The following is a 19,544-nucleotide window of genomic DNA, read 5'->3' on the forward strand; positions in this document are numbered from 1 at the left end:
AGGTCATGGCACAACATGGTGCACTGGCAACACTAAAAGATCTGGCTGAAAAAGAGGTCGATGACGCCGCCATCTTATTAGGCGAAATGCGGCGCGGCTGTCAGCAGGCAGAAGAACAGTTAAAGATGCTGATCGACTACCAGCACGAGTATCGCACCAATCTTAATAGCGATATGGGTCAGGGGATCACCAGTAACCGCTGGATCAACTACCAGCAATTTATTCAGACGCTGGAAAAAGCGATCGAGCAACATCGCCAACAGCTGAATCAGTGGACACAGAAAGTTGACCTGGCGCTGAGCAGTTGGCGCGATAAAAAACAACGGCTGCAGGCCTGGAAAACCCTACAGGACCGACAAACCACGGCGGCCTTACTGGCTGAAAACCGCCTGGATCAGAAAAAAATGGATGAATTTGCTCAGCGCGCAGCTATGAGGAAACCCGAATGATTACGATACCGCAACTGATTACTACCGACATTGACGTTGCCGCAGGGCTTCCGTCAGGAAAGGCGGTGGATTCAGCCGAAAATTTTTTAGCCCTACTGGCTGGCGCGCTAGGCGCGGACGATACACAGGGAAAAGATACCCCGCTGTCTCTGGCCGATCTTCAGGCTGCGGGCAGCAAACTGCAAAAAGGGTTGCTGCAAACACAGGGCGATAACGGCCAGGCCGTGAAGCTTACGGATCTGCTGGCACAAAAAGGCGGGCAAACGGACGCAACGCTTACCGACCTGACCGATGCCCGGCAATTGCTGTCGGCACTCACGCCGTCGCTGAAGGTGAATGCCCTGACGGCGACAGGCAAAGCCGCGCCACACGATGATAAGACCCCCACGCTCAGCGATGAGGATCTGGCGAACCTGAGCGCGCTATTTGCCATGCTGCCGGGTCAGCCTATCACCACGCCCGTCAGTGACACCGCATCCACCCCGGCAGACGCCACCCTGACCACGCTGTTGCGCGGCAATTCGTCCGGCGGGGCGGCGGATAACCGCGTCGAACTGACATCTGGTGAGATGAAAAAAGGCGAAGCCGATGGCGCGATGCACGCCGCTGGCGTTGACCAGACACGTAATCCTACCTTAACCCCGCTGACGGCGGCGGCAACCGCCCGCGCGGAGATGGACAGCACCCCGTCCCCGGTAAGCGTTGGCGCGACGATGACGCCACCGACTGGCCCGCAGCCGCACGCTCAGCCACTGCCCGCTACCGCACCGGTACTCAGCGCCCCGCTGGGTAGCCACGAATGGCAGCAATCATTAAGCCAGCACGTCACGCTGTTTACCCGTCAGGGCCAGCAAAGCGCGGAACTGCGCTTACATCCACAAGACCTGGGCCAGGTGCAAATCTCCCTCAAGCTGGATGACAACCAGGCGCAATTGCAAATGGTGTCACCGCATAGCCACGTGCGCGCCGCGCTGGAAGCGGCGTTGCCGATGCTGCGGACTCAGTTGGCAGAAAGCGGGATCCAGTTGGGGCAAAGCAGCATCAGCAGCGAAAGCTTCACTGGCCAGCAGCAGTCATCTGCTCAGCAGCAACAGGCGGGGCGCACTCAGGGACAAGACATTTTTGCCAGCGAAGATGACACCGCTCTGGCCGCGCCTGCCTCACTGCAAGCCGCCGCGCGCGGTGACGGCGCAGTAGACATCTTCGCCTAACGCCAGAGGTAGCATGATTATCCGCGTCTTTTCCACGCTTTGTCGGGGACAGGACACGGGATAATCAGCCCATAAGCTGTACCGAAACAGGAAGCCCGTATCTGATGACTGACTCCGCGATTAACAAAAAGAGTAAACGCGCTATTTGGATCCCTCTGTTGGTGTTAATTACCCTCGCCGCCTGCGCAACTGCGGGATATAGCTACTGGCGTATGCATCAGCAGCCGTCCGCCAGCGTTAGCGCGGAACCGGCCCCACCGCCAGCCCCGGTGTTTTTTGCGCTGGATACATTTACCGTCAATCTGGGTGATGCGGATCGCGTGCTGTATATCGGGGTCACGCTGCGTATGAAGGACGAAGCGACGCGCGCGCGCCTGAGCGAATATCTGCCGGAAGTGCGGAGCCGTTTGCTGCTACTGTTCTCGCGGCAGAATGCCGCCACGCTCGCCACCGAGCAAGGTAAGCAACAGTTGATTACGTCCATCAAAGAGACGCTCGCGACTCCGCTCGTTGTCGGGCAGCCGAAACAGGTTGTCACCGACGTTCTTTATACAGCTTTTATTCTGCGGTAAAGACATGGGCGACAGTATTCTTTCTCAGGCTGAAATTGACGCATTGCTTAACGGCGATAGCGACACCAAAGACGAACCTATTTCCGGTATTGCAAACGAAAGCAATATTCGTCCTTACGATCCCAACACCCAACGCCGCGTCGTTCGCGAGCGTTTGCAGGCGCTGGAGATCATCAACGAACGCTTCGCGCGCCAGTTCCGGATGGGATTATTTAACCTGTTGCGCCGTAGCCCGGATATTACCGTGGGTGCGATCCGCATCCAGCCGTATCACGAGTTTGCGCGTAACTTACCGGTGCCGACCAACCTGAACTTGATCCACCTGAAACCGCTCCGCGGGACGGGTCTGGTGGTGTTCTCGCCGAGTCTGGTGTTTATCGCCGTCGATAACCTGTTTGGCGGTGATGGACGCTTCCCGACGAAGGTGGAAGGTCGCGAATTTACCCATACCGAACAGCGCGTGATCAACCGCATGCTGAAGCTGGCGCTGGAAAGCTACAGCGATGCCTGGAAAGCGATCAACCCGCTGGAAGTGGAGTATGTGCGTTCGGAAATGCAGGTGAAATTTACCAATATCACCACCTCACCGAACGACATCGTGGTCAACACACCGTTCCACGTTGAGATTGGTAACCTGACCGGTGAATTTAACATCTGTCTGCCCTTCAGCATGATTGAACCGTTGCGCGAGCTGCTGGTTAACCCGCCGCTGGAAAACTCGCGCAATGAGGATCAGAACTGGCGTAATAACCTGGTGCGTCAGGTTCAGCATTCAGAGCTGGAGCTGGTGGCGAACTTTGCCGACATTCCGCTGCGCCTGTCGCAGATTTTAAAGCTCAAACCCGGCGATGTGCTGCCGATTGAAAAACCCGACCGCATTATTGCTCATGTGGACGGCGTGCCTGTGCTGACCAGCCAATATGGCACCGTAAACGGTCAGTATGCGTTACGCGTAGAACATTTGATCAACCCGATTTTGAATTCGCTGAATGAGGAACAGCCCAAATGAGTGACATGAATAATCCGTCCGATGAGAACACTGGTGCATTGGACGATCTGTGGGCTGACGCGTTAAATGAGCAAACAACGACCACCGCTAAAAGTTCGGTAGATGCGGTATTCCAGCAGTTAGGCGGCGGGGACGTCAGCGGTACACTGCAGGACATCGACCTGATCATGGATATTCCGGTCAAGCTGACCGTCGAACTGGGCCGCACTCGCATGACCATCAAAGAGCTGCTGCGCCTGACGCAAGGCTCCGTCGTCGCACTTGACGGTCTGGCGGGCGAGCCGCTGGATATTCTGATCAACGGTTACCTGATTGCTCAGGGTGAAGTGGTTGTCGTCGCAGATAAATACGGCGTGCGTATCACTGACATTATTACGCCGTCTGAACGTATGCGCCGCCTGAGCCGTTAATGATGAACACCCAGGCTACCGTCTCTCAGCCCACCGCCGTTCCCGGATCACCGCTGGTGCAGGTCAGCGGCGTGCTGCTGGGCATCATCCTGTTGATCCTCGCCGCGGCCTGGGTCATTAAACGCCTGGGTTTTTCCCCGAAAGGGGCCGGTGCACGCGGACTGAAAGTCACGGCCAGCACCTCATTGGGACCGCGCGAACGGGTGGTGATTGTTGAGGTTGAGGACGCACGTCTGGTGCTGGGTGTGACCGCCTCGCAGATTAACGTGCTGCATACCCTGCCCCCTACGTCCGTGGTGGCCGACGAGAATCCAGCTCCCCCGGCTGATTTCCAGTCCATGATGAAGAGTTTACTTAAGCGTCCTGGGAGATCCTGATGCGCCGTTTGTTATCCCTCACGCTGCTTGGTTTGTGGCTGTTCAGCCCAGTGGCCGCGGCCCAGCTTCCCGGTCTGGTTAGCCAGCCGCTGCCCGGGGGCGGACAAAGCTGGACGCTACCGGTGCAGACGCTGGTGTTTATCACCTCGCTGACGTTCCTGCCCGCTATTTTGCTGATGATGACCAGCTTCACCCGCATCATCATCGTTTTCGGTCTGTTACGTAATGCGCTGGGAACCCCGTCCGCTCCGCCAAACCAGGTGTTACTTGGACTGGCGCTATTTTTGACGTTTTTCATCATGTCCCCGGTGATTGACAAAATCTACGTTGACGCGTATCAGCCGTTCAGCGAAGAGAAGATCTCCATGCAGGAAGCCATAGATAAAGGCGCACAGCCGCTGCGTGAGTTTATGTTGCGCCAGACCCGCGAAGCCGATCTGGCACTGTTTGCGCGTCTGGCAAACAGCGGACCGTTACAGGGACCGGAAGCAGTGCCGATGCGAATTCTGCTGCCAGCCTATGTCACCAGCGAACTGAAAACCGCCTTCCAGATAGGTTTTACGATTTTCATTCCTTTCCTGATAATCGACCTGGTGATCGCCAGCGTATTGATGGCACTCGGGATGATGATGGTACCGCCCGCCACCATCGCGCTGCCGTTTAAGCTGATGCTGTTTGTGCTGGTTGACGGCTGGCAACTGCTTGTCGGTTCGCTGGCGCAAAGTTTTTACAGTTAGAGGCGCGAAATGACACCTGAATCGGTCATGATGATGGGCACCGAGGCGATGAAAGTCGCTCTTGCCCTCGCCGCACCGTTGTTACTGGTTGCACTGGTGACGGGGCTGATTATTAGCATCCTGCAGGCGGCAACCCAAATTAACGAAATGACGCTGTCGTTCATTCCGAAAATTGTCGCGGTCTTTGTCGCTATTATTGTGGCCGGGCCGTGGATGCTTAACTTGTTGCTGGACTATGTGCGTACGCTGTTCAGCAATATCCCCTATATCATCGGGTAGACGCCGCCATGCTGCAGGTGACGAGCGATCAATGGCTTTACTGGTTGAACCTGTATTTCTGGCCACTGCTGCGTGTATTGGCACTCATTTCTACGGCACCCATCCTCAGTGAGCGTGCGATACCTAAGCGGGTAAAGCTGGGATTGGGCCTGATGATAACGGTGGTTATCGCCCCGTCCCTACCTGCCAATGACGTGCCAATTTTCTCCATCGCGGCTTTATGGTTGGCGATGCAGCAAATCCTGATCGGTATTGCGTTAGGCTTCACCATGCAATTTGCATTTGCTGCTGTGCGTACGGCCGGTGAGTTAATTGGCCTGCAAATGGGGCTTTCTTTCGCCACATTCTTTGACCCCGGCAGTCGACTGAACATGCCCGTGCTGGCACGACTGATGGATTTACTTGCCATGCTGCTGTTTTTGACCTTTAACGGTCACCTATGGTTGATCTCACTGCTGGTAGACACGTTTCATACCCTGCCGATCGGCGGTCACCCGGTAAACAGTAATGCCTTCCTCGCCCTTGCCCGCGCGGGCAGCTTAATATTTCTCAACGGGCTGATGCTGGCGCTGCCGGTGATGACGCTGCTGCTCACGCTCAACCTCGCGCTCGGATTGTTAAATCGTATGGCTCCCCAGCTCTCCGTTTTTGTCATTGGCTTTCCGCTGACCCTGACGGTAGGTATTTCTTTAATGGCCGCATTAATGCCATTAATTGCCCCATTCTGCGAACGATTATTCAGCGAAATTTTTAATTTACTTGCCGATATCATCAGTGAAATGCCCACAAATAATAACCCATAGTATTTATCCTGTTTTACTAAGGATTGTCCGAAATTAAAAAATAGACCACATCTACCAGGATAACGCTGCCGCGGCTTATTTGTTTTTGCCTTACTCACAGAACGCAACATTTACTTTACTTTAAGAAGTTTCCTGGCAAATTATACGCAACTTTACGGGATAGTAAATCCGCCTGAAAACAAGCAGTAAAAGCGTCATCTTGGGTTGTTATTATTCCGTTTAGTTGTGCAGAAATAATCAGGTAAGGGGAATTATCGTTACGCATTGAGTGAGGGTATGCCATGTCAACGATTATTATGGATTTATGCAGTTACACCCGGTTAGGGTTGACCGGGTATCTGGTAAGCCGGGGGGTGAAAAAAAAGGAAATCAACGGTATTTCAACCGTTGACGAACTCAGTATCGCCTGTGACGTACATCAACCTGCTGTGGTGTTTATTAATGAAGACTGTTTCATCCACGATCCGGCTAACAGTCAGCAAATAAAGCAGATCATTAATCAGCATCCCAGTACATTATTTATCGTATTTATGGCTATTGCCAACGTCCATTTTGATGAATATCTCCTGGTCAGAAAAAATTTATTAATCAGTTCAAAGTCGATTAAACCGGATTCACTGGACGAATTGCTTGGCGATATTCTTAAAAAGGATGCGGATATTGTTGTCGATGTCAATCTGCCGACACTGTCATTAAGCCGCACCGAATCCAGCATGTTACGCATGTGGATGGAGGGTCAGGGAACCATTCAGATTTCCGATCAAATGAATATCAAAGCAAAAACCGTCTCATCCCATAAGGGGAATATAAAACGAAAGATCAAAACGCATAATAAACAGGTGATCTATCACGTCGTTCGACTCACCGATAACGTCACCAACGGTATCTTTGTGAATATGCGCTAGTATGTGCTGACTGGTGGGAATGTCACCAGTCAGCATCAAGACACAAGCGGTATGATTAGTCTACCTTCTCCACAAAAATACCATCCTGATGACCTGACTCGTTAAAGAACCAGATACCGAGCGGGTAGTCTTCCAGCGAAACCAGGTACATGGTGCCTTCACTAAACTCCTCGATTGCCAGTACCCGGCCAGGCCGACGAGGACCGCCGTCCGTTTTGACTGTAACCCGATCATTCACCTTCATCATTTTCCTCCTGTGGCTTTGTGCCAGTGTAGAACAAATTCTATTTTCTGGCAGCGCCTGGCGCGCGCGATTGCGGGTTTTCTCGACGGTCTATACTTAGAAAGTGTGCGTCAGCGATTTTGCTGCATACACCCGGTATCCGTAACGGTTGAGAGGTAGGTGAATGAAAACCGCGAAAGAGTACAGCGAGACGGCCAAACGTGAGGTCAGCGTTGATGTAGACGCACTGCTGGAGGCAATCAACGAAATCTGCGAGAGCGAGATTCATCGCAGCCGCGATGACCCGGATCGCGTCAGTGTTGACGGTCGTGATTACCATACATGGCATGAGTTAGCCGAAGCGTTTGAGTTGGATATCCACGATTTTAGCGTGACGGAAATCAATCGCTGACTTCAGGCGAAAAAAATCCCGGCCCTCAGTGGGTCGGGATCAAGCTTGCTTATGCAAGAAGCACTTGAAAATTCGTTACACCAGGAAATCTGATGTGAGGCCAACCTTATCTACAATTTTTTTGCCTGACAAGTAAATAATTCTCACCAAAATGATAAATATAACTAATGGTTGAGAGATCACTCACTTATGCCTGAACGTAATGTTCAGGCATCCTGCCGTTGTTGCCCTTTACCGGACGTCAGTTCATCTTCACGGAATGCTTCCCGTTTGACGCCAAAGCCATCGTACCAGCGACACTCGACCATGCCGCTAGCGTATCCGGTGACAATCATGCGTGGGCCACCCTGTTTCACGGTGACTTCCTCACTGACAGAAAAGACCATACCTGCCTCCTGTATCAAGAGAAACCTTTTCACCTTAGACGACAAGCAGCCTTTTTGCATAATCAGGTAAACAAAAATTAGTGTGAAACACCGCGCAGTTTTGCGACCATTTTCACCAGCAGTACCACAATGCCACCAATGATAAAGCCCAATACAAGGTTTAACAGGGTCGGAATCATCATTGAAATGAATGAATTCTGTTGCTGGGCGAACTGCTCGATCGCATGATGCAACGGCGCGATCCCATGGACGACAATGCCGCCCCCTACCAAAAACATCGCCAGAGTTCCTACCACCGACAGCGTTTTCATCAGCCAGGGCGCCACCACCAGCAAGCCTTTACCCAGCGCCTGAGCGACCGCGCTGCGCTTTTCAGCCAGCCAGAAGCCGATGTCGTCCAACTTGACGATAATGCCAACCAGGCCGTATACGCCAACGGTCACCGCTAAAGCGATCCCTGACAGCACCAGAACCTGATTGAGCAACGGCGCATCGGCCACAATTCCCAGCGTAATCGCCACAATCTCCGCAGATAAAATAAAATCGGTACGTACGGCCCCTTTGATTTTATCTTTCTCAAAGGTCAGTGGGTCCTGCGCCGCCAGCTCTGCCAGACGCTGCTGGCGTTCTTCCGGCGTTTCCTGATGTTTGCGCGCCTGCAGCGTATGCAGGACTTTTTCCACGCCTTCAAAACAGAGGAACGCCCCACCAATCATTAATAACGGGGTAATCGCCCAGGGAATAAAGGCACTGATCAGTAACGCCAACGGCACAAGAATAACTTTGTTGACGAAAGATCCTTTTGCCACGCTCCAGACGACCGGAAGTTCACGGTTTGCCCGTACGCCCGATACCTGCTGCGCGTTAAGCGACAGGTCATCTCCCAGAACGCCCGCGGTTTTTTTTGCGGCCAATTTTCCCATCATGGAGACATCGTCAAGCAGCGTGGCGATGTCATCGAGTAAGGTCAGTAAGCTACTTCCTGCCAAAATTTTCACCCTCAATATTATTTTTTTGCCGCTATAAGTATGAAGTAAAAAACGTGATGCTGAAACTGGCCTTTATGGTCAACAATTTTTTAACAACATCGGGTAATTATAAATCTCGCCAGCGAGATAGTTTTGACGTTTACTATGTTGCGCCTTTTTATTTCCACCGTGAGGGATTATGCGTTTCAGGCAATTGTTACCGCTTTTCAGCGCGCTGTTCGCGCTGTACATCATTTGGGGTTCCACCTACTTCGTTATCCGTATTGGCGTTGAGAGCTGGCCGCCGCTCATGATGGCCGGCGTGCGTTTTCTGTTTGCGGGGATTTTGTTAACCGCATTTTTACTTCTGCGCGGCCACAAACTACCGCCATTACGCCCGCTGCTCAATGCCGCACTGATCGGTATTCTGCTGCTGGCGGTGGGAAATGGGTTAGTCACCGTCGCCGAACACCAGAACGTCCCTTCCGGCATCGCTGCCGTGGTGGTCGCCACCGTCCCACTGTTTACGCTGTGCTTCAGCTATTTCTTTGGCATTAAAACCCGCAAGCTGGAGTGGATGGGCATCGCTATCGGACTGGCCGGGATCATTATGCTTAACAGCGGCGGGAATTTGAGTGGTAACCCCTGGGGGGCGGTGTTGATCCTGATTGGCTCAATGAGCTGGGCATTCGGTTCCGTGTACGGTTCCCGCATTACCTTGCCCGTGGGTATGATGGCCGGTGCAATTGAAATGCTCGCCGCCGGTATCGTGCTGATGGGGGCCTCGCTTATCTCCGGGGAAAAGCTGACTACAATGCCATCTTTTTCCGGGTTTATGGCGGTCGCTTACCTGGCGCTGTTCGGCTCCATTATCGCCATCAACGCATATATGTACCTGATCCGTAACGTGAGTCCGGCGCTGGCAACCAGCTATGCCTACGTCAACCCGGTTGTTGCCGTCTTATTAGGTACCGGTCTGGGAGGTGAAAGCCTGGCGTTCATCGAGTGGCTGGCACTCGGGGTGATTGTTTTTGCCGTGGTGCTGGTGACGCTGGGTAAATACCTGTTTCCGGTCAAAGCAGACGCGGTCGCCGCACCGTCGGAAAAGTCGTTACAGTAAATGAATACCCTGGGTGTCGATCTGCGCGGTAGCACCACCGCTGCAGATCCACTCGACCACGCGCTCGGACAGCGCCTCATCGCTGAGTTTTTTTCGCCCTCGTATGGCGCACTCCCAGATAATGAGTACCCGCCAGCCAAGTGCCTGCAGCCGCTCGCGATCCCGCGCGTCGCGTTCGACGTTTTTGCCTATCTTTGCCAGCCAGAATTGCATGCGCGTCGCAGGGGTCCTGAATAAATAACAATCGTGGTGATGCCAGAAACAGCCATGGGTAAAAACAACACACTGGTAGTCATCCACCACAAAGTCAGGGCGGCCAGGTAACACCGCATCCTGCACGCGAAATGTAACCCCCTGCTCCGTCAATACGCTGGCCAGACGTTTCTCAATCGCCGTATCGCGGGTTGCGATTGCCCGCATATTTTTACTGCGCGTGGCCTTATCGTGAACGTCTGCCATGCAGACTCTCTTTCTCACGCAGCGCGACGGCCTGTTTGATTTTTGGCTCCAGCAGTCGGGCTACCGCCGCAAATGCCGGGACCACCACCGAATTGCCGAACTGGCGATAGGCCTGGGTATCAGACACCGGAATACGGAACTGATAACCCTGAGGCGACTCAAATCCCATCAGGCGCGCGCACTCTCGGGGCGTAAGTCTACGTGGTCGGTGCAACTGGTTGTGCGGATCGTCAAAATCCTGTTCACCCAGCGCCATATCCCAGCCACGGTCGATTAATATTTCTGCCCCGTCTTTGTAATAGCGCGCAGATAACGTGCGCGTTACGCTGTGCGGATTGCCAGGATATACCATGCCGTAGCCAAAGCCGTTCCCCCGCGCCTGATGCTTTTTCGCGTAGCGATATAAATATTTCCACAACACCGGCGTCAGGATGTATTTCACGTCAACGGTCGGTTCAAGCAGCTCAGCCAGCGTAATACGTCGTTGCGGGTAGCGGGTGACAATATCCCGTAGCGTAAAGTCGGTTTTCAGATCCAGATCGCGGCGAAAGCCCACGAGGACAATACGTTCGCGATGCTGCGGTAAAAAGTGTTTTCCATCGATAATTTTAGGATCGTCCGGCCCGTTTTCCGCCGCATCCGCCACGTCATACCCCAGCTCATCCAGCGTTTGCATAATAATGCGAAACGTTTTCCCCTGGTCATGGCTCTTCAGGTTTTTGACGTTTTCCAGCACAAAGATTGCCGGACGGCGGGCATCAATGATTCTGACCACGTCGAAAAATAGCGTACCTTGCGTATCACAGGCAAAACCGTGCGCACGACCTAAGGCATTTTTCTTGGAGACGCCTGCCAGCGAAAACGGCTGACAGGGAAAGCCGGCCAGCAGCACATCATGCTGAGGGACATGCTGGCGGATATGTTCAGCCGCCTCCTCATCGCTCACCCCGGCACGATGGCTTAACGTAATATCGCGAATATCTTCATTAAAATGGTGCTGGTCAGGATCGCAATAGTAATTCGCTTTGTAAGTACGCACCGCATGCTTGTTCCACTCGCTGGTAAACACGCACTGTCCACCGATCGCTTCGAAGCCGCGGCGAATACCGCCAATTCCGGCGAAAAGATCGATAAAACGAAAAGCATACTGCGGATGATGCACCGGCGGCGTCGGTAGCAAGGTCTTCAGGTGGGAATATTCACGATCGCTCAGGCGGTGCCATGTCTCGTTCGCAACCACACGTTTAAAGATGGCCGGGCTCCAGTGATGCTCACCGACGCCATTAAGGTGAGCCACCAGCGTTTTCACGTCGTAAATCTCAAGCAGCTTAGCCAACATCACCTGCACGGCGATCCCGGTATCTTCTGTCATCAGGTTCATGGTGCCTGTTACTGAAAAATTTTCCTGCATACATTTAACCGGCCGAAATGGATTAGCGACAGGTTAACATAAAACAGAGGCGTTTACGTTTCAGCTGTACAGGCTACCAATGCGCCTTAAAAGGCTGAATTGCGGCGAGATCCAGCGACTCATACTCCCCTTTTAGCTCGGCGCTCAATTTCGCCATATAGGTCAACAAAAAATCGGCGTTATGCTGCGCTAAATACCGTCCATGATTCGTTTGCATCGTCAGCGGCAGTTGCAATAATTTGGTCTGGAAATGATCGAGCGCATACTGCCTGTCATCAAGAACACGGTGTTGTGCAAAAGGGTCTTCCGCATCAAACAGTGCCACCCCCAGTGCGCCAGAAACTGCAAATACGCGGGCTAAGCCAATGGCCCCCAACGCCTCAAGTCTGTCAGCATCCTGAACAATTTTGGCCTCGATCGTAGTTGGCGAAATTTTTGCGCTAAAACTGTGTGCTTCAATGGCATGACTTACCGCCGGCAGCCGGTCTTCTGGAAATGTGGGGAAAAACTGTGTCAATACGCGGCAAGTTTCCTGCGCCGCCAGTACCGACGAGCGATGTCGGTCAGGATGGTTTTTCGGCAAGCTGATCAGGTCATGAAAATAGCAGGCTGTCAGCACCACCAGCCAGTCGATGGTTGCATCAGCACCCAGCTGTTGTGACGTCATCCACACACGACGAAAATGAAAGATGTCATGGGCTGCATCCTGCCCGAGATGATTTTCACGTAACCATGCTTCAAATTGCGACTGCCAGTACTGTAAATCCATGCTATTCCTCGCGAGCGCTACGGCCATATATACACCGCATAAATTAACTCATCTATTTTATAACATCAAATGATTAATCATTATGGGCCAGAGCCAGAACCTACAAATTATAAATACAATCAACATAAACATATTAAATTAATATAAAATCAAAATTAAATATAATTAACATCAAACTCATAACCCAATGATAAATAAATCATTTACATGGCAAATACGAAGCATGAAAACATATTAAATAAATAACAAAAATTCAAACAGAAATATTTTGAAATCTTTTAAATACATTTGTTACATGTAATATTTTAAAATAAATGAACTTCATAGAATAGTATCCAAATGTAGTCTTTCGGATAGAACTACATATTCACATCAATTATTATCATAAGGGAATACATAATGAAAAGAAAAGCTCTGGCACTTCTTCTCCCGGCATTATTAGCTGCAGGCGCAGCAAATGCGGCAGAAATCTATAATAAGAATGGCAACAAACTGGATTTGTACGGCAAAGTCGATGGCCTGCGTTATTTTTCTGATGACGCTGGCAGCGACGGCGATCAGACCTATGCGCGTCTGGGCTTTAAAGGCGAAACCCAGATTGACGATATGCTCACCGGCTACGGTCAGTGGGAATATCAGGTTATGGCCAACGGTACCGAAGGCGACAAAGGCGATTCATGGACGCGTCTGGGATTTGCCGGTTTAGGCTTTGGTGAAAACGGTACCTTCGACTACGGTCGTAATTACGGCGTGGTCTACGACGTAGAAGCCTGGACCGATATGCTGCCAGAATTTGGTGGCGATACCTACACCCAGACCGACGTATATATGACCGGCCGCACCAACGGCGTGGCGACCTACCGTAACAAAGGTTTCTTTGGCCTGGTTGATGGTCTGAACTTTGCCCTGCAGTACCAGGGTAATAATGAAGGGGAAGGATCCTGGACCGGTCAGGAAGGTTCTGGAAATAGCGAAGGTCGAAAACTGGCTAAAGAAAATGGCGACGGCTTCGGGATGTCGACTTCCTATGACTTTGACTTCGGTTTAAGCCTCGGAGCAGCATACTCCAGTTCTGACCGTACCGACGACCAGGTTGCTCGTGGCTACCAGGATGGTATAAACCAGCGTAACAACTATGCTGGCGGTGAAACGGCTGAAGCCTGGACCGTTGGTGCTAAATATGATGCCTACAACGTTTACCTGGCAGCCATGTATTCTGAAACCCGCAATATGACCTATTACGGCAGCGGTGACGGCGAAGGTAATGGCGGCATTGCCAACAAAACGCAAAACTTTGAAGCCGTTGCTCAGTACCAGTTTGATTTCGGTCTGCGCCCATCTATCGCCTACCTGCAGTCTAAAGGCAGTGATTTAGGTGGTCAGGAAGTAAGTCGTGGCAACTGGCGTTACGTCGACAAAGATCTGGTCAAATATGTGGATGTTGGCGTGACTTACTACTTCAACAAAAACATGTCCACCTATGTTGATTACAAAATCAACCTGCTGGACGAAGACGACAACTTCTATGAAAGTAATGGCATCGCCACCGATGACATCGTTGCCCTTGGTTTAGTCTACCAGTTCTAATTCTGTTTAATACGCAGCAAGCCCGCTCCATATGAAGCGGGCTTTTTAACATATTTTAAAAGTGATAATTAATTCTTAAAGTCATCGTCTGAAATTTTGTTTCGTAATCCACACGACTGTACTTCGGGAAGTTAGGGTCGTAAAGATTCGCAGTGCTTTCACCTAAATCTGTGTAAGAGTACTCAATTGCCGCAGAGAAACTATCCATAAATTTATATTGTACCCCTGCGCCAACATTATAGCCTACGCGAAAATCATCAGCACTGGATTCAAATGGAGTTTCGCAATCAGAGCCCATAGACTGTCCATTTGATTGGCAACCCGACATATAATCCATTGATGCAACAGTTAAACCAGTAGTAACATACGGTAGCCAATTGTAGAAAGCATAACCAATTTTTAAATTTAAATTAGCAGTGTTTTTAATTTCACTATTTCCGTACCATTCATTATTACCTTCCAGATTCCCACCATTTTCATCTTCGATATCAGATAAAGATAACCCACCTTCAATTCCCAGGACAATATTATTAACCAACTGCCAGTTATAACCAACCTGTAAACCACCAATATCTCCTTCCAAATCTCTTTCATCAGAACTTGGATTATAATTATCCTGTGTCGTTCCTTCTGCCCAACCTACGTTTGCACCAGCATACCATCCCTCGAATGGTGCATTTTCATACGCATAGGACATATTGGAAGTAAGCAATAACGCGACAGTAAGCAATGAATTACGCATAATCCTACCTTAATCTTCAATAATCGAATATTAATATATTAAAAATAAATCCACTTTCATTGGTTTAAATTGCAAAAAAATTACCGCTAAACGGCAGCATGCTATCCTTTCATTCAATTACATACCAGATGTTTTTTGAATTTTAAATATACGTTTAATCAATATATTTATTTAAGCTGAACAGTTTAATAGAATTAAAAAATCTTTATACCTAACGCCTGTAAATAAAAAGACACCTAATTATTTCAGTCGTTATTAATACACTAAAATAAAGTATGACAAACTTCAGCCCAAGCGATAGAGACGTTTGCCAATACCTTTGGCATCGAACTAAACTCTGCCCGCATCAAGCCGGTTTGTTACTGAGTTCATTTTTTCGTCAAAAATGTGCCCATTGATGAATCAATAGGTGCATAGTATGCGAGACGCATTTTCGAATTTACTGTGTAGAAAGAGAAAAATTGGACGGTCGCCACGTCTTTAGGCATAAAAAATGGCTAAAAGAAACGTTCAGAAAAGAGATATTATTCCCTACGGCGATTGCATGTCATGCTAAGTGTGATGTGTGTCGTTGCAAGAAATTGAGCTAACTGTTTGAATAGTGGCGGAGAGAGGGGGATTTGAACCCCCGGTAGAGTTGCCCCCACTCCGGTTTTCGAGACCGGTCCATTCAGCCGCTCTGGCATCTCTCCGTTCTGGCGGTTGCCATGATGCCAGGTAATTTGGCATTTTAACAGACCCCGTTCCGTCAATTTCGTTCAAGTGACGAGTTTGCGAGCAAAACGATGATTAAGTGGCCCTGGAAAGAGCAAGAAACAACCCGGAATGATGACTGGCCGTGGGATGACGCCCTGGCAATTCCTCTTCTGGTGAATCTCACTGAGCAAGAACAAGCCAGACTTATCGCGCTGGCTGAGCGTTTTTTACAGCAAAAAAGGTTAGTTGCACTGCAGGGGCTTGAACTGGACCCGCTAAAAAGTGCGCGTATTGCTCTGCTTTTCTGTTTGCCCATTCTGGAATTGGGTATCGAGTGGCTTGATGGTTTTCATGAAGTTCTGATCTACCCTGCCCCGTTTGTCGTGGATGATGAATGGGAGGATGACATTGGATTGGTGCATAACCAACGCGTCGTTCAATCCGGGCAAAGCTGGCAGCAGGGGCCGATTATCCTGAACTGGCTCGATATTCAGGACTCCTTCGATGCCTCCGGTTTTAATCTGATTATCCATGAAGTGGCACACAAGCTGGATATGCGCAATGGCGATCGGGCCAGCGGTATCCCGGCGATCCCGCTGCGGGATATCGCTGGCTGGGAACACGATTTGCATGCGGCAATGAATAATATTCAGGATGAAGTTGACCTGGTGGGTGAAACCGCTTGCAGTATAGACGCCTATGCTGCGACCGATCCTGCCGAATGTTTTGCCGTGTTATCTGAATATTACTTCAGCGCACCCGAGTTATTTGCGCCTCGTTTTCCTGCACTATGGCAGCGTTTTTCCCAATTTTATCGGCAGAATCCCCTGCAACGACTACGCGATAATCGGGAAGATGAGAATAATCGCTCATCGAATGTGCATTAACACTGCATTTTGAGGATTAATTAACCAATTGAAATGACGTGCTAATTTTACTGTTGACACGTCATGGTGAGGTCAGTAATATGCGCCTCGTTCACACGATTCCTCTGTAGTTCAGTCGGTAGAACGGCGGACTGTTAATCCGTATGTCACTGGTTCGAGTCCAGTCAGAGGAGCCAAATTCTTGTTTTCGTGCAGCTTCATTAACGCCTGTATGGTTTTAATACAACAGCTTAGCGTGAAAACTTCTCCCGATGCATTTTGATTTTATCCTCCGCATCGGGAAAAATTGGTGGTCAAATCTGGGGTCCGGTTAGTTTTACTACGGAGTGACCCCATATGCCTCTTACTGACACCAAAATCCGCAGTCTCAATCCATCTGATAAACCCTTTAAGATCTCTGACTCTCACGATCTGTATCTTCTGATTAAACCGGGCCGACTCACGTCACTGGTATCTCAAGTATCGTAGTGACGGCAAAGTGAAAAGAGAAAAAGCAGTGCGAAGAGATCCATGCGGCGATTGTGATCGGTGTTGACAATCGCCGGACCGCTTTTCGGCAGTCTCTCACGAGATTTAACAAGCAGACCCAGCCACAGCCACAGCCAGACAGCTCTATTCGAAAATGAAACGTTACCAGAAACGTTTTCTGAGTGCGGTTTCAATCTCGATATCAACGCGGTAGAACTGCAAAATCACCCACACGGCATCGACCAACGCCTCGGTCAACGCCGGATAATCATCATTAATGATGGTGTTGATCTGCTCGACGGATTCATCAAGATATTCCTGAATACTCTCTTCAAATTCCTCTTTGGTCGCTTGATTGCGAAAAAAGCTGAAGGTATCCAGTTTTTCAATTAACAGATCGAGTTGTTCTTCAATACCGTATAGCTGCGCAGGCGAGACGTCAGGATCACGGGCGATCAGTGTAAAAAAGCTCTGCACTTTGGCTTTAAGTTCGATAATCGTCGGAAGATGAAGTTTATCCGATGCCGCACTGCTGGCCTCTGGTCCGCTTTTTGTTACGAAAGGCTGTGATTCTCCTGCCCCGACGCCAGCTTTAACTTCGGTATGGGGTAAGGCTGGCTCGACTACTTCGCTTTCTTCTTCAGTTGGGAGTGGCGTAACCTCTTGCGCCGTTTCGCTGTTGATATGTTGGCGTAGACGAAGGTGGAAGTAGCTCTCCGGCTCTGCAAAGACAAGCGCGTGTTCACGTTGTGCCTGGCTATACGGCACCATCTGGAGAAGTGCTTCAAATATCTCTTTATGATCCAATTCGATTGCCGCCACGAGTGGACTGTTACCACGGCAATTCTCTACGGCCAGGTCAGCACCATACTGCTGTAATAACTTCAGGATCCGCACAGCCGTGGATTCAAAACGGGGAAATTCATTTGAGACACCGCCGGTGACGGCGCACAGGGCAGGTGTGAAACCCTCACCATTCTTCACATGCGGGTTTGTCCCTTGCTCCAGGAGCAGTTCGACACAGGATTGAGCACCGTAGTAACAGGCGCACATCAACGGTGTAAATCGTTCATCGACTGAAAACTCTTCGAGTTTTGCGCCATGTTGTAACAGCAACTGAACGGTTTGACGCCGTATTGGGCCGGTTATTGCGTCTATAGAGTAGGTAGAAATCGCTTTATGTAATATCGGCGAGTTATCGAAACCACAATGGGTATGAATATCGCCCCCTTGGTTAATCAGCCATTCAAGGAGTTGACTGCGGCAAGAAATAGCCGCGGCTGAGACAAAGTTAGTATCGTAAATATTGGTCAGGTTTAAATCGAGTCCCTTAGGGAGCAAATACTCCATCACCTGAATGATCGTTTCTTGATCTTCTTTCCATGAACCGCGCTGGGTGATGGTCAGTAAGGTCGGTTCTTCCACAGCACCAAATTTCTTATTGATATCGAGACCATACTGTAAAAAGAGATCGAGAAACTGGGGTAAAAACGTTCTGTTTTTTACCATGGGGAAGACCAGTAATCGTAAATTTGACCAAATCAACATCTCATAGGATTCACCTGTATTGACAAATTCACTATTGGGGTCAGCGCCATATTTAAGTAACAGCTCAAGAGCCTGATAGATGTAGTCACGTTGATCGGGGTCAGTATATTTGTCATTGTCGAGGTACTGGCTGATCAACGATGCCTGGTAAGATTCTGGTGGCGTCATCTTATAGATGCGATTGATATCGACGGTCACCTTAAGCAGTTTCTCGACAATTCTCAAATCAAACTTAGATTTCAGTGCCGCATAGACCAGACTTTTGGCGCGTGAATCGGCTTTCAGTTGTGGCAAATTGTCGAGTAAATATTCGCAGAAGTCCTGTGCGTTGGCATAAACGCACAATTCCAACAAATTGGCGTCATCCCAAAAACTGCTATCATTGGCCATAATGTAGCGTTCTTTTTTAAAGTCAGGAAACCGTTTCACCAACGGCGAAAAGGTTTCAAGCCCCCAAAACTCACTCGCAAAAATAATATTTTCAATCAGCGCAGATGCTTCGATATCCAACGCAATATCTTTATTTATGATATGTATAAAAAGGTCTTTACTTCTTTCAGAATATAATATTTCCAGTGGAAGATTAAGTTCACCATTGGTCCAAAAACTCACAGGCTTATTGATGTCTAAATGAGCGTCAAGCAGAAGGTCAATCATGTCTCTGCGTTGATAATCCTGGTAGGTATACTGTGACTCGGGGTGATAAAGGTAATTAAGCCAACAATTATTGTAGCGATTTTGATAATAAAGATCGGCACCTAAAGTGAGGTAAAGCCTCACCAACGCCGTATTATTAAACTCAATAGCTGAATGAAAGGCGCTAAAACCATTGTACTCAATTTTCGCCCCTTTATCGAATAAGTATTGTACCAGGGAGATATCTGACTCGGGACTGCGTGAGAGAGGAACCAGGACGTTACAAGGGGAAATATCGGGATCAATAAAATTGACATCCCCTCCATTAGCAAGGTACGTCTCAATTTTTTGTATTTTTTTAGAGGTGGAGAGTTTGCTGTCTAAGCAAATATGCCGTAGCGTGAGTTTACTATCCTTAAAAATCCAGTTCAGCATAAAATTCCTTATCAGGGGCTAATAATCGCAGACGTTCACACACTT

At 49.7% G+C, this 19,544-nt stretch carries 22 protein-coding genes, 2 tRNA genes and 1 pseudogene; 16 read left to right on the plus strand and 9 right to left on the minus strand.

The genetic code is table 11. From position 1 onward, the window contains the following. Positions 1-5 precede the first annotated feature (5 nt). From fliJ to rcsA, 10 genes are all read left to right on the plus strand, one after another. Complete coding sequence (fliJ, locus tag QNN86_RS08340) at positions 6-449, plus strand: flagellar export protein FliJ (protein ID WP_096757511.1); 444 nt, start codon at positions 6-8, stop codon at positions 447-449. Continuing rightward, positions 446-1,660 (plus strand): flagellar hook length control protein FliK, encoded by a 1,215-nt coding sequence (fliK, locus tag QNN86_RS08345; protein WP_279276999.1) that lies wholly within the window; start codon positions 446-448, stop codon positions 1,658-1,660. The genes fliJ and fliK overlap by 4 nt, the downstream gene beginning before the upstream one ends. Before the next feature lie 104 nt (positions 1,661-1,764). Next, on the plus strand, positions 1,765-2,232 hold the full coding sequence (fliL, locus tag QNN86_RS08350) for a flagellar basal body-associated protein FliL (protein WP_182270056.1): 468 nt from the start codon (positions 1,765-1,767) through the stop codon (positions 2,230-2,232). A gap of 4 nt (positions 2,233-2,236) precedes the next feature. Then, entirely contained in the window at positions 2,237-3,241 is a 1,005-nt protein-coding gene (fliM, locus tag QNN86_RS08355; RefSeq protein WP_115258830.1) for a flagellar motor switch protein FliM, read from the plus strand. Further along, positions 3,238-3,651, plus strand: coding sequence for a flagellar motor switch protein FliN (gene fliN, locus QNN86_RS08360; protein ID WP_096757515.1), 414 nt, complete (start codon positions 3,238-3,240; stop codon positions 3,649-3,651). Before fliM ends, fliN begins: the two co-directional genes overlap by 4 nt. Then, entirely contained in the window at positions 3,651-4,028 is a 378-nt protein-coding gene (fliO, locus tag QNN86_RS08365; protein ID WP_182270057.1) for a flagellar biosynthetic protein FliO, read from the plus strand. Before fliN ends, fliO begins: the two co-directional genes overlap by 1 nt. Next, a complete protein-coding gene (gene fliP, locus QNN86_RS08370; RefSeq protein ID WP_181619154.1) occupies positions 4,028-4,765 on the plus strand; it encodes a flagellar type III secretion system pore protein FliP in 738 nt (245 codons plus the stop codon). Before fliO ends, fliP begins: the two co-directional genes overlap by 1 nt. 9 nt (positions 4,766-4,774) lie before the next feature. Further along, positions 4,775-5,044 carry a flagellar biosynthesis protein FliQ gene (gene fliQ, locus QNN86_RS08375; protein WP_115258833.1) on the plus strand — a complete coding sequence of 90 codons (270 nt, stop codon included), beginning with the start codon at positions 4,775-4,777 and terminating at the stop codon, positions 5,042-5,044. A gap of 8 nt (positions 5,045-5,052) precedes the next feature. Then, entirely contained in the window at positions 5,053-5,847 is a 795-nt protein-coding gene (fliR, locus tag QNN86_RS08380) for a flagellar biosynthetic protein FliR (RefSeq protein WP_115258834.1), read from the plus strand. 281 nt (positions 5,848-6,128) lie between these two features. Continuing rightward, positions 6,129-6,752 (plus strand): transcriptional regulator RcsA, encoded by a 624-nt coding sequence (rcsA, locus tag QNN86_RS08385; RefSeq protein ID WP_181219414.1) that lies wholly within the window; start codon positions 6,129-6,131, stop codon positions 6,750-6,752. Positions 6,753-6,807: 55 nt separating this feature from the next. Here rcsA and dsrB read toward each other — a convergent pair whose 3' ends face one another. Continuing rightward, the gene (gene dsrB, locus QNN86_RS08390; protein WP_170974186.1) at positions 6,808-6,996 is read right to left on the minus strand and encodes a protein DsrB; all 189 of its coding nucleotides are present in this window, start codon (positions 6,994-6,996) and stop codon (positions 6,808-6,810) included. Positions 6,997-7,159: 163 nt separating this feature from the next. On the opposite strand from dsrB, the gene yodD reads away from it, so the two are divergent. Next, on the plus strand, positions 7,160-7,387 hold the full coding sequence (gene yodD / locus QNN86_RS08395) for a YodD family peroxide/acid resistance protein (RefSeq protein WP_096757522.1): 228 nt from the start codon (positions 7,160-7,162) through the stop codon (positions 7,385-7,387). Positions 7,388-7,593: 206 nt separating this feature from the next. Here yodD and QNN86_RS08400 read toward each other — a convergent pair whose 3' ends face one another. Both QNN86_RS08400 and QNN86_RS08405 read right to left on the minus strand, forming a co-directional pair. Continuing rightward, on the minus strand, positions 7,594-7,773 hold the full coding sequence (locus tag QNN86_RS08400; protein WP_170973029.1) for a YodC family protein: 180 nt from the start codon (positions 7,771-7,773) through the stop codon (positions 7,594-7,596). A 77-nt stretch (positions 7,774-7,850) separates the two neighbouring features. Beyond that, positions 7,851-8,762, minus strand: a complete 912-nt coding sequence (locus tag QNN86_RS08405) for a DUF808 domain-containing protein (protein WP_115259966.1) — start codon at positions 8,760-8,762, stop codon at positions 7,851-7,853. A 178-nt stretch (positions 8,763-8,940) separates the two neighbouring features. Here QNN86_RS08405 and yedA point away from each other — a divergent pair, with 178 nt between their 5' ends. Next, positions 8,941-9,861, plus strand: coding sequence for a drug/metabolite exporter YedA (yedA, locus tag QNN86_RS08410; protein ID WP_414210910.1), 921 nt, complete (start codon positions 8,941-8,943; stop codon positions 9,859-9,861). Here the strand turns inward: yedA and QNN86_RS08415 are convergent. From QNN86_RS08415 to QNN86_RS08425, 3 genes are all read right to left on the minus strand, one after another. Further along, complete coding sequence (locus QNN86_RS08415; protein WP_181619151.1) at positions 9,853-10,320, minus strand: very short patch repair endonuclease; 468 nt, start codon at positions 10,318-10,320, stop codon at positions 9,853-9,855. The genes yedA and QNN86_RS08415 overlap by 9 nt on opposite strands. Beyond that, positions 10,301-11,731 (minus strand): DNA cytosine methyltransferase, encoded by a 1,431-nt coding sequence (locus QNN86_RS08420; RefSeq protein WP_414210911.1) that lies wholly within the window; start codon positions 11,729-11,731, stop codon positions 10,301-10,303. The genes QNN86_RS08415 and QNN86_RS08420 overlap by 20 nt, the downstream gene beginning before the upstream one ends. A 73-nt stretch (positions 11,732-11,804) precedes the next feature. After that, positions 11,805-12,500 carry a phosphohydrolase gene (locus QNN86_RS08425; RefSeq protein ID WP_414210912.1) on the minus strand — a complete coding sequence of 232 codons (696 nt, stop codon included), beginning with the start codon at positions 12,498-12,500 and terminating at the stop codon, positions 11,805-11,807. Between the two features lie 399 nt (positions 12,501-12,899). Here QNN86_RS08425 and ompC point away from each other — a divergent pair, with 399 nt between their 5' ends. Beyond that, complete coding sequence (gene ompC, locus QNN86_RS08430) at positions 12,900-14,087, plus strand: porin OmpC (RefSeq protein ID WP_414210913.1); 1,188 nt, start codon at positions 12,900-12,902, stop codon at positions 14,085-14,087. A gap of 55 nt (positions 14,088-14,142) precedes the next feature. On the opposite strand, the gene QNN86_RS08435 is transcribed toward ompC, so the two are convergent. Both QNN86_RS08435 and QNN86_RS08440 read right to left on the minus strand, forming a co-directional pair. Beyond that, a complete protein-coding gene (locus tag QNN86_RS08435; RefSeq protein WP_414210914.1) occupies positions 14,143-14,829 on the minus strand; it encodes an outer membrane protein in 687 nt (228 codons plus the stop codon). A gap of 602 nt (positions 14,830-15,431) precedes the next feature. Then, positions 15,432-15,521 (minus strand) — tRNA-Ser (locus QNN86_RS08440). 93 nt (positions 15,522-15,614) lie between these two features. Here QNN86_RS08440 and mtfA point away from each other — a divergent pair. The 3 genes and pseudogenes from mtfA to QNN86_RS08455 all read left to right on the plus strand — a co-directional run. Further along, the gene (mtfA, locus tag QNN86_RS08445; RefSeq protein WP_135912245.1) at positions 15,615-16,412 is read left to right on the plus strand and encodes a DgsA anti-repressor MtfA; all 798 of its coding nucleotides are present in this window, start codon (positions 15,615-15,617) and stop codon (positions 16,410-16,412) included. A gap of 100 nt (positions 16,413-16,512) precedes the next feature. Further along, positions 16,513-16,588 (plus strand) — tRNA-Asn (locus tag QNN86_RS08450). 160 nt (positions 16,589-16,748) lie between these two features. After that, positions 16,749-16,899 (plus strand): annotated as a pseudogene (locus tag QNN86_RS08455) (Arm DNA-binding domain-containing protein); the annotation flags it as partial. 143 nt (positions 16,900-17,042) lie between these two features. On the opposite strand, the gene QNN86_RS08460 reads toward QNN86_RS08455, so the two are convergent. Then, on the minus strand, positions 17,043-19,499 hold the full coding sequence (locus QNN86_RS08460; protein WP_414210916.1) for an ankyrin repeat domain-containing protein: 2,457 nt from the start codon (positions 19,497-19,499) through the stop codon (positions 17,043-17,045). Between the last annotated feature and the right edge of the window lie 45 nt (positions 19,500-19,544).

The organism is Citrobacter sp. C348 (assembly GCF_047467975.1).
GTDB lineage: Bacteria > Pseudomonadota > Gammaproteobacteria > Enterobacterales > Enterobacteriaceae > Citrobacter > Citrobacter gillenii.

Coding starts and splice junctions, on each gene's coding strand:
- fliJ (WP_096757511.1), top strand. CDS start 6: ATGGCACAACATGGTGCACTGGCAACACTAAAAGATCTGGCTGAAAAA.
- fliK (WP_279276999.1), top strand. CDS start 446: ATGATTACGATACCGCAACTGATTACTACCGACATTGACGTTGCCGCA.
- fliL (WP_182270056.1), top strand. CDS start 1,765: ATGACTGACTCCGCGATTAACAAAAAGAGTAAACGCGCTATTTGGATC.
- fliM (WP_115258830.1), top strand. CDS start 2,237: ATGGGCGACAGTATTCTTTCTCAGGCTGAAATTGACGCATTGCTTAAC.
- fliN (WP_096757515.1), top strand. CDS start 3,238: ATGAGTGACATGAATAATCCGTCCGATGAGAACACTGGTGCATTGGAC.
- fliO (WP_182270057.1), top strand. CDS start 3,651: ATGATGAACACCCAGGCTACCGTCTCTCAGCCCACCGCCGTTCCCGGA.
- fliP (WP_181619154.1), top strand. CDS start 4,028: ATGCGCCGTTTGTTATCCCTCACGCTGCTTGGTTTGTGGCTGTTCAGC.
- fliQ (WP_115258833.1), top strand. CDS start 4,775: ATGACACCTGAATCGGTCATGATGATGGGCACCGAGGCGATGAAAGTC.
- fliR (WP_115258834.1), top strand. CDS start 5,053: ATGCTGCAGGTGACGAGCGATCAATGGCTTTACTGGTTGAACCTGTAT.
- rcsA (WP_181219414.1), top strand. CDS start 6,129: ATGTCAACGATTATTATGGATTTATGCAGTTACACCCGGTTAGGGTTG.
- dsrB (WP_170974186.1), bottom strand. CDS start 6,996: ATGAAGGTGAATGATCGGGTTACAGTCAAAACGGACGGCGGTCCTCGT.
- yodD (WP_096757522.1), top strand. CDS start 7,160: ATGAAAACCGCGAAAGAGTACAGCGAGACGGCCAAACGTGAGGTCAGC.
- QNN86_RS08400 (WP_170973029.1), bottom strand. CDS start 7,773: ATGGTCTTTTCTGTCAGTGAGGAAGTCACCGTGAAACAGGGTGGCCCA.
- yedA (WP_414210910.1), top strand. CDS start 8,941: ATGCGTTTCAGGCAATTGTTACCGCTTTTCAGCGCGCTGTTCGCGCTG.
- QNN86_RS08415 (WP_181619151.1), bottom strand. CDS start 10,320: ATGGCAGACGTTCACGATAAGGCCACGCGCAGTAAAAATATGCGGGCA.
- QNN86_RS08420 (WP_414210911.1), bottom strand. CDS start 11,731: ATGCAGGAAAATTTTTCAGTAACAGGCACCATGAACCTGATGACAGAA.
- QNN86_RS08425 (WP_414210912.1), bottom strand. CDS start 12,500: ATGGATTTACAGTACTGGCAGTCGCAATTTGAAGCATGGTTACGTGAA.
- ompC (WP_414210913.1), top strand. CDS start 12,900: ATGAAAAGAAAAGCTCTGGCACTTCTTCTCCCGGCATTATTAGCTGCA.
- QNN86_RS08435 (WP_414210914.1), bottom strand. CDS start 14,829: ATGCGTAATTCATTGCTTACTGTCGCGTTATTGCTTACTTCCAATATG.
- mtfA (WP_135912245.1), top strand. CDS start 15,615: ATGATTAAGTGGCCCTGGAAAGAGCAAGAAACAACCCGGAATGATGAC.
- QNN86_RS08460 (WP_414210916.1), bottom strand. CDS start 19,499: ATGCTGAACTGGATTTTTAAGGATAGTAAACTCACGCTACGGCATATT.